This window comes from Pusillimonas caeni, assembly GCF_003545815.1.
Lineage (GTDB): Bacteria > Pseudomonadota > Gammaproteobacteria > Burkholderiales > Burkholderiaceae_B > Pusillimonas > Pusillimonas caeni.
In genome coordinates, this window is sequence record NZ_PDUW01000006.1 from 173,432 (window position 1) to 190,537 (window position 17,106).

The window sequence follows — 17,106 nt, forward strand, 5'->3', positions numbered from 1 at the left end:
GGGGGGCGCCTAGCCTTGGAGCGGTCCGGCAGCAAAAAAACGCGCGGCGCATACGGCAGCTTTCGAGAGCTGCGATATACGCCGCGCGCCGGCCGGAGATTCGATTCGTGAACCGCCGGGTACAGGCCGTTGTACCGACTAGCGGTTCTTACCGATCTGGTCGCCGATGACGCCGCCGATGGCCGCGCCGCCGACCGTGCCCAGCACGCCGCCGTTGGAGATGACCGCACCGGCCACGCCGCCTACGCCGGCCCCGGTGACCGCACTTTTCTGGCGGCCGCTCATGTTATCCCACGACGAACAGCCCGCGGTGGCCGCGACAACCAGACCGATGGCAAAGCACTTGGCAAGACGTTGTGTTTTCATTGTGTACTCCCGACTTTTGACAGTGTTGGATTCACGATACCTCGTTTGCACGCCGCTGGAAAGCGCAATTGTTAACGTCAGAAAAAGCTGTATCACCAGCGGCGCGGCCCGTTGCGGAATCATGCAAGCAAGCAGCCTGCCCGGCACGTCGGCCAGCCCCGCGCTGCAAGGCCGGCCCGCAGTCGGGCTGTATCGGTAAAAATTATCACTGAGATTTCGGCCCCGCGAGCCGCTTTACAATTTACTGAAAGAATGTAACAAGGCGCGCCGCAAACCAACACTCGCAATGCCTTCACGCCTCGTGCTCTTGAAAGCGGTAACCGGCTTCGGACGCAAGAACGCCCCGATTGCAGCGGCTCCACTGCAATCCGGGGCGTCTTTTGAACCTGTCGCGGGCTCGTTGGCCCGCTTCTCTCACTTCAGCGCTTTGTAGCGGATGCGGCGCGGCTTGGCGGCCTCTTCGCCCAGGCGCTGCCGCTTGTCGGCTTCGTACTCTTGATAATTGCCGTCGAAGAACACCACCTGCGAATCGCCCTCGAAAGCCAGGATATGGGTGGCGATGCGGTCGAGGAACCAGCGATCGTGGCTGATCACCATCACGGTGCCCGCGAACTCCAGCAAGGCGTCCTCGAGGGCGCGCAGGGTCTCGACGTCGAGATCGTTGGACGGTTCGTCCAGCAACAGCACGTTGCCGCCCGAAATAAGCGTCTTGGCGAGGTGGAAGCGTCCGCGCTCGCCGCCCGAAAGATTGCCCACCCGCTTGTTCTGGTCGCTGCCCTTGAAGTTGAAACGCCCCAGGTAAGCGCGCGAGGACATTTCGAATTTGCCCACGGTGATGAGATCGGCCCCGTCGGACAGCGCCTCGAACACAGTCTTGTCGTCGGGCAGCGCCTCGCGCGATTGGTCCACATAGGCCAGCTGCACCGTCTGGCCGATCTTGACCTGGCCGGAATCGGGCTGATCCTTGCCCGCAATCATGCGGAACAGCGTCGACTTGCCCGCGCCGTTCGGGCCGATGATGCCCACGATGGCCCCCGCCGGCACCCTGAAGCTGAGGTCGTCGATCAGCAAGCGGTCGCCGAAGCCCTTGGAGACGTTTTCGAACTCGATCACTTCATTGCCCAGGCGCTCGGCCACCGGGATGAAGATTTCCTGGGTTTCGTTGCGCTTCTGGTAGTCGTGCGAAGACAATTCTTCGAAACGGGCCAGCCTGGCCTTGGCCTTGGCCTGCCGGCCCTTGGGATTCTGCCTGACCCATTCAAGCTCTTTCTTGATGGTGCGCTGGCGGGCGGATTCGGCCGCCTCCTCCTGCTTGAGGCGCTCGTCCTTCTGTTCGAGCCAGGAGCTGTAGTTGCCCTTCCAGGGGATGCCGTGGCCGCGGTCCAGCTCCAGGATCCAGTCGGCGGCGTTGTCGAGGAAATAGCGGTCGTGGGTGACGGCCACCACCGTGCCCGGGAACTTGCGCAGGAAGAGCTCGAGCCATTCGACGCTTTCGGCGTCCAGGTGGTTGGTGGGTTCGTCCAGCAACAGCATGTCGGGCTTGGAAAGCAGCAGGCGGCACAGCGCCACCCGGCGCTTCTCGCCGCCGGAAAGCTTGCCGACCACGGCCTCCCAGGGCGGAAGGCGCAGCGCGTCGGCGGCGATCTCCATCTGATGCTCGATGTCGTCGGAGCCGCTGGAGGCGGCCGCCGCGATGACGGCTTCGAGTTCGGCCTGCTCGGCGGCCAGAGCGTCGAAATCGGCATCCGGCTCGGCGTAGGCCGCATAGACTTCGTCCAGCCGCTTGCGGGCGGAAAAGACGTCGCCCAGGCCTTCTTCGACCGACTCGCGCACGGTGTGCTCGGGATCGAGCACCGGCTCCTGCTGCAGGTAGCCGATCTTCAGCCCCGGCATGGGGATGGCCTCGCCCTCGATCTCGCGATCGACGCCGGCCATGATGCGCAGCAAGGTCGACTTGCCCGCCCCGTTCAGGCCCAGCACGCCGATCTTGGCGCCGGGAAAAAAGGACAAGGAGATGTCGCGCAGGATCTGCCGCTTGGGAGGCACGATCTTGCCGACCCGATTCATTGTGTAGACGTATTGGGCCATGACTTCAAATTCAAAGGAGATGCTTGGAAAAATCCGATTGTAGGCCGAGCGCGGAAATAAAGCCGAGCGCAACGGCATGAACTAAAATGAATCGAGCGTCCACGGACACCGCAACCTCCCTTGCCACGGCACTGCCGCGGCTTTCCAGGCTTTGATATCCATCATGTCGACATCCGATCAAGACACCCCGCTTCTATTCACCGCCGAAGAACTCGATATGCTGGGCCGCACGGCCGACGCTCTGACCGCCTACATGGGCAAGCCCGTGCTGGCCGAGATCGTTGACGCCGCCGAGACCGGGTTCGAGTGGGCCCTGTTCGCCGTGCCGCTCGAAACAGACGAGGACGCCAGCGAGATCGTCACGGTGCAGATCGGCGGGCCGGGCGCGCGCATCATCGGCCACAAGGGCGGCCTGCAGATCGCCGACGGCGAAGTCTACGAGTGCCAGTACCTATGGGCGGTGCAGTTGTCCGACATCGAAGGCGTGCGCTTCATCAAGGTCGACGAAGAAGGCGACGAGGTCGCCTGGAGCGACGACCTGGGCAGCATGCTTCCTTTCGCGCTGGGCAGCGAACCGCCGCCTCCGGACGACGACGATGCAGACGACGGCCCAGATGATGAATCCGGCCCGCCTCCGTCCGCAACCCTGCATTGAACGGTTGTTTCATGCTGCCCCGCCTAGGATGAAAACGTCTCCTGAGCGGCCGCGTCCAAGCGAGCGGCCCATCGCTGCAACGCCCGGCGGCTAGCCGTGGGCGGTCGCCGGCCGCGAGCGCGAAGCGCGGACGTCGCGCAGATAAAGCGCCGCCCCGACGGGCCACATTGCCGCCACCAGCAGCCGGCTGCGCAAGCCGCGCAGGCGCCGTCCTCGCGGCAATGTCTGGCCGTTGCGTTTCATGTGCAGGGCAAAGCGCGTATAGCGGGCCGCGGCGGCAAAGAACTCTTGCGGCCGGTAGCGGAACCACGGCAGGCATTCGACCACTGTGTCCAGGGCCAGCAGCCATAGCCCTTGGGCATGGGGCGCGCCGCCTGTTTCGCGGCTGTGGCGGGTAAGCGTGTCGCCGCTTGCGCCGCCGCTTTCGTAGTACACGCGAAACACCTGGTTGACGAAGCGGGTCAAGTAGCCGGCACGCGCCATAGCGCGCCAGACCAGGCTCTCGGGCACGAAGCCCGGGACGTCCTCGGGAAAGGGAAAACGCCGCAGCACGTCGGTGCGCATACAGCCGAATTTTTCGCCCTTGACGTGATGCTTGAAGGACATGTCGATGGCTGTGGTGTCGAAGACGTCAGCGGGAAACATGTCGCCCACGATGTGGCCGTCCGGACGCGCGCACAGGCCGGTGATGGCCACGAAGGCCGAACGCTCGTTGGGATCCATGGCGTTCCAGGCCTGGGCCATGACATACAGGGCGTTCATGTCCAGGCTGTCGTCGCTGTCGAGCGCCACGATGAGCTCGCCGCGCGCTTCGCGCACGCCGCGGTTGAAAGCGGTTTTTTTATGGGCGTTCTGCTGCCACTCGTAGCGGATGGGAAAGCTCGCCTCCTGCTGCCAGCCCAGGACGAGTTCCCGCGTATTGTCGGTGGAACCGTCGTCGATCACCAGCCATTCGAAATCCTGGAAGGTCTGCTCGGCCAGCGACTCGTACACACGCGCAAGCGTGTGAGCGCGGTTGTAGGTAGGAGTCAGGACCGTAAAAAGATGGCGCCGATAGGACATAGTTGTTGTCGTTATCTGTCGTTCTTGCGTACGCGCCCATGTCATTTCGGGCACGCAGTTCCATCATAGGCCAAAAAAAAACCATGAGTAAGAAACTCATGGTTTTTTGCCTTTGCAACATGAAGACACAGCTTGGTCCGCTGAACAACCGCGGCCGCGCCGGCCGGCAAAGGGCTGGGCTTAGGCGCGCTTGACCTTTTCCAGCATCTTGAAGACGCCCTTGGGCGAATTCACGAAAAGGCGCTTGAAAGCCTTGCCAAGGCACCGGCGCTCGAGCGTATTGCGGCGGTTCCGCTTGATTTCTGCCATGATGGCTCCACGTAAAATAAAATCCTGGAAACTTTGCCCCAGCCGCGTGCTCAAGGCCGGCCTGAAAAGCCCTGCCTTCGCCCGCTCCGGCGGCAAAAAACCCCCTATTCTACCGTGAATCCCGGCTTTCCTCCAAACGCCCTGTCTTCAGCGAGCGCCCTGTTGTTCCCGCAGCAGTCTGCGGGCGGAAGGCTTACCATATCGTCATGAGCTCACAGATCCGCATATTCGGCGCACGCCAGAACAATCTCAAGAACCTCGATGTTTCCATCAACACAGGCGAACTCACCGTTCTGACAGGGGTCTCGGGCTCGGGCAAAAGCTCGCTGGCCTTCGACACCCTGTACGCCGAAGGCCAGCGGCGCTATGTGGAAACCTTTTCGCCCTATGCGCGCCAGTTTCTCGACCGCATGGACAAGCCGCAGGTGGAACGCATCGAAGGCATATTGCCCGCCATCGCCATCGACCAGGTCAATCCGGTGCGCAACTCGCGCAGCACGGTCGGCACCATGACCGAGCTGAACGACCACTTGAAGCTGCTCTATGCCCGCATGGGCCGGCTGTACTGCCAGTGCTGCGGCGGCCGGGTCGAGCGCGACAGCGCGCAGTCCATACACGCCAGGCTGGCCGAGCTCACGCGCGATGCCGACCCCCGCCTGGCCATCACCTTTCCGGTGACCATACCCGCCAATTTCACCGAAGAAGAAGTGGTGGGCTATCTGAACCAGCAGGGCTATACCCGCATCCACCACGAAGAAAGCATGCGCGCGCCGGCCCAGGCCAAACCCGCATCCAAGCGCGGCAAATCGGCCGGCAAGGGCACGCAAGCCGAGAGCCTGCGCGTCTTGCACGTCATCCAGGACCGCTTCCGCTTCGGCAAGGCCGAACCCGAACGCATCATGGAGGCGCTGGACGCGGCCCTCAAGCAGGGCGGCGGGCACCTCGCCGTCCATGCCTCGCAGGCCGAGGGCGAAGCGGAAACCGTCTGGCGCTTCAGCAGCCGCCTGCATTGCGCGCGCTGCGACATCGAATACGCCCAGGCCCTGCCCAGCACCTTCTCCTTCAATTCTCCTTTGGGCGCATGTGAAGCCTGCCGCGGCTTTGGCCGGGTGATGGGCATCGACTACGGCCTGGTCGTGCCCGACGAGAAGAAAACCTTGCGCGGAGGCGCCATCAAGCCCTGGCAGACCAATAGCTACAAAGAGTGCCAGACCGAAATGGAGCAGTACGCCCCGGCCGCGGGCGTGCGCCTGGACGTGCCCTGGCAGGATTTGACCGATGCCGAGAAGGAATGGGTGATAGGCGGGACTCCCGACTGGAAGGGCGGCCCGCGCGCCTGGAAAACGCAGTGGTATGGCGCCCAGCGCTTCTTCGACTGGCTGGAATCGCGCGCCTACAAAATGCATGTGCGGGTATTGCTTTCGAAGTACCGCAGCTATACGCCCTGCCCCGCCTGCGGCGGCTCGCGCCTGAAGCCCGACGCCACCTTGTGGCGGCTGGGCGATGCGCCCGTCGAACCGGATGAACGCTATCCGCGCTTCATGCCCGTGCATGCGCAATGGACGCGCGAACAGCTGAATCAACTGCCCGGCCTGGGTATCCACGACCTGATGCGCCTGCCCATAGACCGGGTGCGCCGCTTCTTCGATACCTTGAGTTTCGGTGAAAAAATGGACGCGGCCATCGACCTGCTCATGGACGAAGTGCGTTCCCGCCTCAAGTTCCTGTGCGACGTGGGCCTGGGCTACCTCTCGCTCGACCGGCAGAGCCGCACGCTTTCGGGCGGCGAGGTGCAGCGCATCAACCTGACCACCGCCTTGGGCACCTCGCTGGTCAACACCCTGTTCGTGCTGGACGAGCCCTCCATCGGGCTGCATCCCCGCGACATCCACCGCATCGTCGAGGTCATGCACCGGCTGCGCAGCAACGGCAATACGCTGGTCGTGGTCGAGCATGACCCGCAAGTCATGGTGGCGGCCGATCGCGTCATGGACGTCGGCCCGGGGCCAGGCGAACGCGGCGGCCAGATCGTGTACGACGGCACGCCCGAAGGACTGCGCGCCAGCCCTACCCTGACCGGCGACTATCTTTCGGGGCGGCGCTCCGTCGACGCGCCGCGGCCCATGCCGGTGGCCGACAATACGCCGCGCCTGCTGCTCGAGGGCGTCACCGCCAACAATCTGCAGGACATCTCGGTGTCGATCCCCCTGGGCCGGCTGGTCTGCCTGACCGGCGTTTCCGGTTCGGGCAAATCCACGCTGGTGCAGGACGTGCTTTACCCCGCCCTGCTCAAGCAGCAGGGCAAGCCGGTCGAGGCTCCGGGCGCGCACCGCCATCTGCTGGGCGCCGAGCAGATCGCCGACGTCGTGATGGTCGACCAGACCCCCATCGGCAAGACGGCCCGCTCCAATCCTGCCAGCTTCGTCGGCGCCTTCGACCCCATACGCAAGCTGTTCGCCCAGGCGCCGCTCGCCAAGGAGCGCGGCTATACGCCCGGCACCTTCAGCTTCAACAGCGGCGACGGCCGCTGCCCCACCTGCGGCGGCACGGGCTTCGAACACGTCGAGATGCAGTTCCTCTCCGACGTCTACCTGCGCTGTCCCGACTGCGACGGCAAGCGCTTCCGGCCCGAGGTGCTCGAAGTTCGCGTGGAACATCTCGGACGCAGCGCCTCCATCGACCAAGTGCTGGAGATGACAGTCAGCGAAGCGCTGGAATTCTTCAACGGCCTGCGCGATGTCCAATACGGCCTGGCTCCGCTGGCCGACGTGGGGCTGGAGTACCTGCGCCTGGGCCAACCGGTGCCCACGCTGTCGGGCGGCGAGGCGCAGCGCCTGAAGCTGGCCGGCCACCTGGCGGCGGCCGCGCGCGGCGGCATCTCCACCGCGCGGGTAGCCAAGAAGGGCAGCCTGTTCCTGTTCGACGAACCCACCACCGGCCTGCACTTCGACGACATCGCGCGCCTGATGCGCGCCTTCCGCAAGCTGCTGGCCGCCGGCCACTCGCTGCTGGTCATCGAACACAATCTGGACGTCATCCGCGCGGCCGACTGGCTGATCGACCTGGGTCCCGAGGGCGGCGACCAGGGGGGCCGGATCGTGGGCATGGGTACGCCGCGGCAACTGATGGACAATCCCGCCTCGTACACCGGCAAGGCCCTGCGCGACTATGCCGAAGACGTGCTCTCGCCCGGCAGCGGCCTGCCGGACGCGCGCCCCGCCGCTGCCTCCGCCGCGGAAGCTGCGAAGGCGGCAACCGGAGCAGCCTCGACGACGGCGGCCGCCGTGGCCGAGCCCGTTCCGTCCTATGCCGACGAACCCGGCACGCCCCTGCAATCCGTGCTGCGGCGCGGCCGGGGCGCAAAGCCCGCCATCGACATCGTCAATGCGCGCGAGCACAACCTGAAGGGCATAGACGTTTCCATACCGCGCGACACCTTCACCGTGATCACCGGCGTGTCGGGCTCGGGCAAGTCGACGCTGGCCTTCGACATCCTGTTCAACGAGGGCCAGCGGCGCTATCTCGAATCGCTCAACGCCTATGCCCGCGCCATCGTCCAGCCCGCGGGCAAGCCCGACGTGGACGCCATCTACGGCATTCCGCCCACCGTCGCGATCGAGCAGCGCACCAGCCGCGGAGGACGCAAATCCACGGTCGCCACCATGACCGAAATCCATCACTTCCTGCGCCTGCTCTACGTCAAGCTGGGCACACAGATGTGCCCCGACTGCCACGTGCCCGTGCAGCCGCAGACGGCCGACCAGATCGCCGCCCAGCTGCTGCGCGACTACAAGGGCCAGCACATCGGCATCCTGGCGCCCCTGGTCACGGCGCGCAAGGGCTACTACACCGACCTGGCGAAATGGGCCGCCTCCAAAGGCCATACCCATTTGCGCGTGGACGGCGAATTCATCCCCGTGTCGCCCTGGCCGCGGCTGGACCGCTACAAAGAACACACCATCGAACTGCCGATAGCCGACCTGGTGGTGGACCCGCGCCACGAGCCGGCCTTGCGCCAGGCCCTGCGGCAGGCCCTGGAACACGGCCACGGCACGCTCGGCGTGCTGCCCGGCCTCACTCCCGACAACGGCGAACCGCTCGACGCCCGCCGCGCCGCGGGCATCGAGAACCCGGCCCGGACCCTGAGCTTCTCGGTCAAGCGCGCCTGCCCCTGCTGCGGCACCAGCTTCCCCGAGCCGGATCCGCGCTTGTTCTCGTACAACTCCAAGCACGGCTGGTGCCCGTCCTGCTTCGGCACCGGCCTGCAGCTCAAGGGTTTCGATGCCGAACAGACCGGCGAAGAAACCAGTTGGAACGCCTGGTACGACGGTCCCGCCCCCACCTGCTCCACATGCAACGGCGAACGCCTGAACCGCGTGGCCCGCGCCTTCCTGTGGCGGGACCGCTCCATCGCCCAGCTTGCCGGCCTGTCGGTGTCAGAAGCGCACACTTTCTTCAGGGCATTGGTGGCCCGCGGCCGCGAAGAAGAAATCGCCCGCGATATCCTCACCGAGATACGCGGCCGGCTCGACTTCATGCAGGAAGTCGGGCTAGGCTACCTGGCCCTGGACCGCGCCGCGCCCACCTTGTCGGGCGGCGAAGCCCAACGCATCCGCCTGGCCGCGCAACTGGGCTCCAACCTGCAGGGCGTCTGCTACGTGCTGGACGAACCCACCATAGGCCTGCATCCGCGCGACAACCGCATCCTGCTCAATGCCCTGGCCCAGCTCGAACAGAACGGCAACACCCTGGTCGTCGTCGAGCACGACGAAGACACCATACGCCGCGCCTCGCACGTGATCGACATCGGTCCCGGCGCCGGCATACGCGGCGGCCGCGTGGTGGCGCAGGGAACGGTGGACGACATCATGGATTCAGGTGATTCGCTCACCGGCAAGTACCTGCGCCATCCGCTGGCCCATCCGCTGCAGCCGCGCCGCCCGGTCAACGACGACACGCCCATGCTGACGGTGCGCGGCGCCCATCTGCACAATCTGCGCAACGTCGACGTGCAGATTCCGGTCGGCCGCCTCAGCGTCGTCACCGGCGTCTCGGGCTCGGGCAAGTCCACCCTGGCGCGCGAAGTGCTGCTCGACAACCTGGCCCGCGCGGTCTCCGCGCGCGCCGAACCCGCCTGGCAGGGCTGCGTCGGCATCGCAGGCTGGGAACATCTCGACCGGGTGCTCGAGGTCGACCAGACCCCCATCGGCAAGACTCCCCGCTCCTGCCCCGCCACCTACGTCGGCTTCTGGGACGACGTGCGCAAGCTGTTCGCCGAAACACGCGACGCGCGCGTGCGCGGCTGGACCGCGGCGCGCTTCTCCTTCAACACCGGCGACGGTCGCTGCCCCATCTGCGAAGGCCAGGGCATGCGCACCATCGAAATGAGCTTCCTGCCCGACGTCAAAGTGCCCTGCGACGCCTGCAACGGCGAACGCTTCAACCGCGACACCCTGAGCGTGACCTGGGCGGACAAGAACGCCGGCGAGGTGCTCAAACTCGAAGTCGACGACGCCATCGACTATTTCGCCGCGCATTCACGCATCCTGCGTCCCTTGCGCCTGATGCAGGACGTCGGCCTGGGCTATCTCACCCTGGGGCAGCCTTCTCCCACGCTATCGGGCGGCGAGGCGCAGCGCATCAAGCTGGTGACCGAGCTGACCAAGGCGCGGCTGACCGACGGCGTCCTGAAGACAGGCCGCGCCTCGCGCGTGCCGCACACTTTGTACGTGCTGGACGAGCCGACGGTGGGCCTGTCGATGGCTGACGTCGAAAAGCTCACTCACGTGCTGCACCGCCTGGTCGAGGCCGGCAACACGGTGGTGGTGATCGAGCACAATCTGGATGTGATCGCCGAAGCGGACTGGATCGTGGACATGGGCCCCGAAGGCGGCACCGGCGGCGGCCGCCTGGTGGCCGCGGGCACGCCCGAGGAAGTCATGGAACTGAAGGACCGCTCACATACGGGCGCCGTGCTGGCGGAGTTCATGCAGGCCAGCGGTGAGGTCGTTTCGGAAGGCTGAGCATGTGCTTGGACGGTACTTTGCTCTAAACCCGTCCCTGCGCTGCGGGGGTGTGCTTGGGCGGGCAGCGGCGGTCGGCCCTTCGGGCACGCCTGTCCCGCTCGTCCGCCCCTCCGGGCTCCCTTCGCGTGCGCCTGGCTCTCCCACCAATGCCCGCCCAAGCACACCCCCGCATCACAGGGACTGCATTGGAGTAGGTAAACGGCTGGCGTGCGAGGCACGTGCCGTATGGACGACATGCTGTTGCTATGAAGTTCGTAGCGGCTTACGGACGACCATCACAAGAGCACAGCCATCGCCGCACTTACGATACGCCTAGGCGCTACAATTTTTGAAGCTTTGAGGCGTGGGGCGGGCCCGTATTTTGGGCGACGTCCGAGCAAGCCGAGCACCCTGTCAGTTTTGGGGCGCCCGGCTAGGGGAGGCAAGCCCGCAGCTGTTCGAGCAACAAGGGTGGCGGGCCACTGGCCCGCCGTTGCGAGTTCTGCGGGCGCCCCGAAACTGATAGGGTGCGAGGGAAGCCCGGCAAAGCCGGGCCGCAGCGAGCGGCGCCCAAAATACGGGCCCGCCCCGCGCCGGCTCAAGAAACCAGACCACAGCCAGGCCCAAAGCCGAGACCAATAAAACCTCGAACCCGACTCAGGCCGAAAATCGCCCCTGCCCGATCCAGTGGATCGCATCGGCCGCCGCCGCCATCCCCATGGAAGCTGTGACCGCAACCGCCGACCCATAGCCCGCGCAGGAGAGCCCCTGCAACCCCACGCCGCCCAGCTCGCGAGGCTGGGGGTCGAGCCATTGCTCGGGCAGAATCGCCGGCTGGTCGAACCACAACGCCCGCACACCCATGCGAGGGACGCGCTTCAACGCCTTCCCGTTCGCATCGGCCCCCTTCGGATATCCATGATGGCGCCGCAACGTATTACGCAGCTTCGCCAGCAGCGCATCGTTCAGCGCCACCGACATGTCCCCCGCGCGCAGCGTCAGCACATTCGTCTTGCCGCCCGCCCCGCCGCAAACCACGATGGCCAGCTTGCGGCGCCGGGCCTCCAGAATCATCGCGATCTTCGCATTCGCCTGGTCCGTACAGTCCACCAGCACATCCAGATCCTGCGCCAGCACGTCCGCCACATTGTCGGGCGTGACGAAGTCGTCGATCAGGTGCAGCCGGCAATGCGGATTGATGCCCCGCACGCGCTCCGCCATCGCATTGATCTTCGATTGCCCCAGCGTCTCGCTGAGCGCGTGCAGCTGCCGATTGACGTTGGATTCGGCCACGTGGTCCATGTCGATGAGCGTGAGCTGGCCCACACCCGAGCGTGCCAGCGCCTCCACGCACCAGGACCCCACCCCGCCTATGCCCGCGACCGCCACATGGGCGCCCGTCAGCCGGCGGAGGGTTTCGGGGCCATACAGGCGCTCGAGCCCGCCGAAGCGGCGCTCGACATCGGCCGTCTCTACCTGCCCCGCCGATTCCGCCGCCTCGACAGCCCTGGCTGCGGCAACGCCCTTGTTTTCCGGTATGTCCATATATCGCTCAGCGCTATCCCCGGCCGCGAGAAGAAGGCCGCCGCCCGAACATAGAGACGGGCGCTCGGCGGCGCAGCGCAGGGTATAAAATCATGATTGATCATCGAATATTAGACCACGCCCCCGAGCGCCCCCTTGCAGCGCCTTGACCGCCCATCTGCCCCGAACCGCCTTTTCGCCGTGAATTCCTCCGACTCGCTCGAATCCCTGTTTGCCACCTCCGGCGCCAGCTTCCGCCTGCTGACCGACGAACAGCGCCAGGCCTCGCTCGACGCGGCGCTAGCCCATTGGAACGGACGCGACGACTTATGGGTGTACGGCTACGGCTCGCTCATCTGGCGTCCCGAATTCGACTTCGTCGAGCGCCGGCACGCCCTGCTGCGCGGCTATCACCGTTCATTGTGCCTGTGGTCGCGCGTCAACCGGGGCACGCCCGAACGGCCCGGCCTGGTCTTCGGCCTGGATGCCGGCGGCTCCTGCCGGGGCATCGCCTACCGCATCGCGGCCGCCAATGTGCCCGCCACCTTCACCGAGCTCTGGAAGCGCGAAATGCCGAGCGGCGCCTACCTGCCCAAATGGCTGGCCTGCGCCACCGACGCCGGCGAACTTCGGGCGCTGGCCTTCGTCATGGACCGCAGCAAGGACGCCTACGTGCGCGACCTGACGCGAGAACAGCTCATCGCCATCGTGCGCGACGCGCACGGCTCGTACGGCCCGTGCTCCGAATACGTGCTCGAGACCGCCCAGGCGCTCGAAGACGCCGGCATCCACGACCACAAGCTCAAAACCCTGGTGCGTGAGCTCAAGGCCCTCTCCTTCCCGCGGGACTGACCAAGGCGGCGAAAAACCGCGCTGGCGAGATACAGTCGCCGGCCGTCGGCGGCTAGGGCGCCCGAGTATGGCGCCCGGACATCAGGCCACGCGCATCGAAGCCCGCCGCAAGCGGGTAGAATGGTCCTTTCACCGCCCAACGCCTTTGCCGAACAAGCCACACCCATGTCCATTGCCGATCTGCGTCAGGTATACGAAAAAAGCGTGCTGCTGGAATCTTCGCTGGCCGCCTCGCCGCTGGAACAGTTTTCCACCTGGTTCGACGAGGCCGTCAAGGCCGGCGTGGTCGAGCCCAATGCCATGACGCTGGCCACCGCCGATGCCGAAGGCCGCCCCTCTGCCCGCATCGTCCTGCTCAAGGGCCTGGATGACAAAGGCCTGGTTTTCTTCACCAACTACCAGTCGCGCAAAGGCGGCGAACTGGCCGCCCGGCCCTACGCCAGCCTGCTGTTCTTCTGGCCGGCCCTGGAACGCCAGGTGCGCGTCGAGGGCCGCGTCGAGAAGGTCAGCGCAAAAGAATCCGACACCTATTTCGAAAGCCGCCCGCTGGGCTCGCGCATCGGCGCCTGGGCCTCGCCCCAAAGCCAGCCCATTACGCGCGACGAACTCGAAGCGCGCACGCGCCAGCTGACCGAATCGCTGGGCGAACAGCCGGCCCGCCCGCCGCATTGGGGCGGCTACCGCCTGCTGCCCGACCGGGTCGAGTTCTGGCAGGGCCGCCCCTCGCGCCTGCACGACAGGCTGGTCTATCAGCGCGACGAACAGGGCCATTGGCAGGTCTCGCGCCTGGCCCCCTGACTCTTCGCCGAACCGTTTCAATGACCGCACACGCACCCGATTTCGACGCCGCCTTCTTTCGTTCCGCTCTGGGCCGCTTCGCCACGGGCGTCACCATCGTCACCACGCAAGGCCACGATACGCCCCAGCCCGTCGGGCTGACCATCAGTTCGTTCAACTCGGTCTCGCTCGATCCGCCGTTGGTGTTGTGGACCTTGTCCAAGAAAGCCGCTTCCCTGGTCCATTTCGAGCGAACCGAACGCTATGTGATCCACGTATTGTCGGCCCAGCAGCTTCCCCTGGCCCGGCGATTCGCCAGCGGCCCGCAGGAAGCGCGCTTCGACGGCATCGCGCTGACCCGTTCGCCGAACGGGGCGGTCATGCTGGACGATCCGGACTGCGCCGCCTGGTTCGAATGCTACAACCTGTGCCGGCACGAAGCGGGCGACCATTTCATCTTCATCGGACAGGTCGAACGCTGCGAACGCAGCTTTCATCAGCCCCTGGTCTACCATGCCGGCGACTTCGACCTGACCCCCTCGCATGAACCGCTGTCGGGCAGCTGAGCCCGGCCGCGGACGAAGGCCATGACGCCGGATGTGGATTGCGTGGTGCTGGGCGCCGGCGTCATCGGCCTGGCCTGCGCGCGCGAACTGGCCATGGCCGGACACGACGTGCTGGTCGCCGAAGCCGAGGCCATGCCCGGCGCCGGCATCAGTTCGCGCAACTCGGAAGTGATCCACGCCGGCATCTATTATCCGCGGCACAGCTTGAAGGCCCGCCTGTGCGTGCGGGGCAAGCACCTGCTGTACGACTACTGCGCCGAGCGCGGCATCGCCCACCGCCGCCTAGGCAAGTGGATCGTCGCCACCGAGGAGGCACAGCTTGCCACGCTGGAATCCATCGCCCGGCAGGCACAGCGCAACGGCGTGCACGATCTGGTCCGCCTCACGCCGGAGCAGATCCGGGCGCAAGAACCCGAACTGCGCTGCGTAGCCGCGCTGGCCTCGCCATCGACCGGCATCGTGGACAGCCACGGGCTCATGCTGGCGCTGCAGGCCGACGCCGCGAACCACGGCGCCGAATTCGTCTTCAACACCCCTTTCATTGAAGGCCACATGTCCGACGACGGCCTGTTCGTGCTGCAGTTCGGCGGCAGCGATCCCGCGCGCATCACCTCGCGCCGGGTCGTCAACGCCGCCGGGCTGCATGCCCCCGATGTGGCGCGCAGGCTGGCCGGGCAAGCGGCCGCGTCCATACCGCCGGCCTACTATTGCAAGGGAAGTTACTTCATGCTGTCGGGCCGTGCGCCGTTCTCGCGCCTGATCTATCCGCTGCCCGATGCCGCCGGCCTGGGCGTGCACCTGACCCTCGACCTGGCCGGCCAGGCGCGTTTCGGGCCCGATGTGCAGTGGGTGGCGCATCCCGATTACACGTTCGACGCCGGCCGCGCTCCGCTGTTCGAACGAGCCATCCGGCAATACTGGCCGGGTCTGCCTGACAAGGCCCTGCTGCCGGGCTACACTGGCATACGCCCGAAGATCGCCGCCGCCGGCCGGCCCGCCGCCGACTTCCTCATTGCCGGCCCGTCCGTGCATGGCGCGGACCGCCTCGTCAACCTGTTCGGTATAGAATCCCCTGGTCTGACCGCCAGCCTGGCCATCGCCCAGGCGGCAAGGCTGGCCATTGCTCCGGGCGCCTGACGCCCCCATCTCGCTGAACCATGAACGATTTCATTCTCACCCTTTCCTGTCCCGACCGCATCGGCATCGTACACAGCGTGACCGGCTGGCTGCTGAGCCTGCATGGCAATATCGTCGACGCCCAGCAGTTCGGCGACATCGAGGAAGAACGCTTTTTCCTGCGTGTCCATTTCAAGCTGCCGCTGCCCGCCAGCGTCGAATCCCTGCAAGAAAGCTTTGCCGCGGTGGCCGAGCGCTTCAGCATGGACGCGCGCATCCATGATGCCAACCGCAAGGCCAGGCTGCTGATACTCGTGAGCCGCCAGGGGCATTGCCTGAACGACCTGCTGTTCCGCACGCACAGCGGGCAGCTGCCGGTCGAGATCGCGGCCATCGCCTCGAACCACAACGACTACGCGGGCATGGCCGCCTCGTATGGCATCCCCTTCCATCACCTGCCGGTCACGCCCGAGACCCGTTCCCGGCAAGAGCAGCAGATACTCGAACTGGTCGAGTCGAACCAGGTCGACCTGGTGGTGCTGGCGCGCTACATGCAGATTCTGTCGTCCGACCTGTGCGCGGCGCTGTCCGGCCGGGCCATCAACATCCACCACAGCTTCCTGCCCAGCTTCAAGGGCGCGCGTCCGTATCACCAGGCCCATGCCCGCGGGGTCAAGATCATCGGCGCCACGGCCCACTACGTCACTTCCGACCTGGACGAGGGCCCCATCATCGAACAGGACATCGAGCGCGTGGACCACTCGATGAGCGCCCACCAATTGACCCAGGTAGGCAGCGACGTGGAATCCCTGGTGCTGGCTCGCGCCGTGCGCAACCACGTCGAGCACCGCATCCTGCTCAACGGCAGCCGCACCGTCGTCTTCAAATAAGCCCCGCCTCGGTGCGCAGCCAGGCCTCGAAGGCCAGCAGCGCCTCGGACGGGCGGTCTTGCGCGGGATAGCTGAAATAATAGGCTTCGCCCACCGGCAGCACCCCCTCGTCGGCCAGCGTCAGTTCGCCGGAAGCCAGCGCCTGCCGGGCCAGGAAACCCGGCACCAGCGCCACGCCCATGCCGGCCTGGGCGGCCGCCAACAGCATGGTGAAGAGCTCGTAGCGGGGCCCGGCGCCCACCGACGGCGGGCAGTCTCGCCCCTGCTCTCGATACCACTGGCGCCACACATCCGGACGTGACATCATATGCAGATGCGAGACGCCCGCCATGCCCTCGGGGTGGCTGTCGATGTTTCGGCGCACGGCAGGCGTGCACACCGGCACCAGCTCCTTTTCATCGAACAGCTTGAAGCCCGTCGTGCCCGGCCATAACTGCGATGCGTGGTACACCGCGGCATCGAAGGGATGATCGTTGAACTGGAACGGCCGGGTGCGCACCGACAGGCTCACCGACACATCGTCGTGGTCGCGGCGGAACCGGGGCAGGCGCGGCACCAGCCAGGTCGTGGCCAGCGTGGGCAGCACCGCGATGTGCAAGCTGCGCCCCAGGCCGGCACGGGAAATGAGCCCGAACGTGTCTTTCTCGAGCTGTTCGAGGTGGTGGCGCACCCGGGCCGCATATTCGGCGCCCGCATCCGTCAGGGCAATGCGCCGGCGCACCCGGGTGAACAGCTGTACGCCAAGGCGCTCTTCCAGGCCGGCCACCTGCCTGAACACTGCGCTGTGGGTCAGCGACAGCTCTTCGGCCGCGCGCGAGAACGAGCCCAGCCGGGCCGTGGCCTCGAAGGCCTGCAAGGCGCCAAGATTGGGAATGCCATGCCTCATCGTCCAGTGC

The 17,106-nt window shown here is 66.0% G+C and carries 13 protein-coding genes; 7 read left to right on the plus strand and 6 right to left on the minus strand.

The genetic code is table 11. From position 1 onward, the window contains the following. Positions 1-138: 138 nt before the first annotated feature. Both CSC67_RS14515 and ettA read right to left on the minus strand, forming a co-directional pair. The gene (locus tag CSC67_RS14515; protein WP_118995162.1) at positions 139-366 is read right to left on the minus strand and encodes a glycine zipper 2TM domain-containing protein; all 228 of its coding nucleotides are present in this window, start codon (positions 364-366) and stop codon (positions 139-141) included. Between the two features lie 414 nt (positions 367-780). Beyond that, complete coding sequence (gene ettA / locus CSC67_RS14520; protein WP_118995268.1) at positions 781-2,454, minus strand: energy-dependent translational throttle protein EttA; 1,674 nt, start codon at positions 2,452-2,454, stop codon at positions 781-783. Positions 2,455-2,617: 163 nt separating this feature from the next. Here ettA and CSC67_RS14525 point away from each other — a divergent pair, with 163 nt between their 5' ends. Beyond that, positions 2,618-3,109 (plus strand): hypothetical protein, encoded by a 492-nt coding sequence (locus CSC67_RS14525; RefSeq protein ID WP_118995269.1) that lies wholly within the window; start codon positions 2,618-2,620, stop codon positions 3,107-3,109. Positions 3,110-3,199: 90 nt separating this feature from the next. Here CSC67_RS14525 and CSC67_RS14530 read toward each other — a convergent pair whose 3' ends face one another. After that, complete coding sequence (locus tag CSC67_RS14530) at positions 3,200-4,171, minus strand: glycosyltransferase family 2 protein (protein WP_118995163.1); 972 nt, start codon at positions 4,169-4,171, stop codon at positions 3,200-3,202. A 180-nt stretch (positions 4,172-4,351) separates the two neighbouring features. Then, entirely contained in the window at positions 4,352-4,480 is a 129-nt protein-coding gene (locus tag CSC67_RS21680; protein ID WP_017525512.1) for a hypothetical protein, read from the minus strand. A 206-nt stretch (positions 4,481-4,686) separates the two neighbouring features. On the opposite strand from CSC67_RS21680, the gene uvrA reads away from it, so the two are divergent. Then, a complete protein-coding gene (gene uvrA / locus CSC67_RS14535) occupies positions 4,687-10,503 on the plus strand; it encodes an excinuclease ABC subunit UvrA (RefSeq protein WP_118995164.1) in 5,817 nt (1,938 codons plus the stop codon). Between the two features lie 639 nt (positions 10,504-11,142). Here the strand turns inward: uvrA and CSC67_RS14540 are convergent. Then, positions 11,143-12,030, minus strand: a complete 888-nt coding sequence (locus tag CSC67_RS14540; protein WP_245220243.1) for a tRNA threonylcarbamoyladenosine dehydratase — start codon at positions 12,028-12,030, stop codon at positions 11,143-11,145. 180 nt (positions 12,031-12,210) lie between these two features. On the opposite strand from CSC67_RS14540, the gene CSC67_RS14545 reads away from it, so the two are divergent. From CSC67_RS14545 to purU, 5 genes are all read left to right on the plus strand, one after another. Then, the gene (locus CSC67_RS14545; RefSeq protein ID WP_118995165.1) at positions 12,211-12,861 is read left to right on the plus strand and encodes a gamma-glutamylcyclotransferase; all 651 of its coding nucleotides are present in this window, start codon (positions 12,211-12,213) and stop codon (positions 12,859-12,861) included. 165 nt (positions 12,862-13,026) lie between these two features. Next, a complete protein-coding gene (pdxH, locus tag CSC67_RS14550; protein WP_118995271.1) occupies positions 13,027-13,659 on the plus strand; it encodes a pyridoxamine 5'-phosphate oxidase in 633 nt (210 codons plus the stop codon). Between the two features lie 20 nt (positions 13,660-13,679). Then, on the plus strand, positions 13,680-14,204 hold the full coding sequence (locus CSC67_RS14555) for a flavin reductase family protein (protein ID WP_118995166.1): 525 nt from the start codon (positions 13,680-13,682) through the stop codon (positions 14,202-14,204). Between the two features lie 21 nt (positions 14,205-14,225). Continuing rightward, entirely contained in the window at positions 14,226-15,341 is a 1,116-nt protein-coding gene (locus CSC67_RS14560; protein ID WP_118995167.1) for an NAD(P)/FAD-dependent oxidoreductase, read from the plus strand. 20 nt (positions 15,342-15,361) lie between these two features. After that, a complete protein-coding gene (purU, locus tag CSC67_RS14565; protein ID WP_118995168.1) occupies positions 15,362-16,210 on the plus strand; it encodes a formyltetrahydrofolate deformylase in 849 nt (282 codons plus the stop codon). On the opposite strand, the gene CSC67_RS14570 is transcribed toward purU, so the two are convergent. Then, on the minus strand, positions 16,203-17,096 hold the full coding sequence (locus tag CSC67_RS14570; protein WP_118995169.1) for a LysR substrate-binding domain-containing protein: 894 nt from the start codon (positions 17,094-17,096) through the stop codon (positions 16,203-16,205). The two genes, purU and CSC67_RS14570, sit on opposite strands and share 8 nt — an antisense overlap. Positions 17,097-17,106 lie beyond the last annotated feature (10 nt).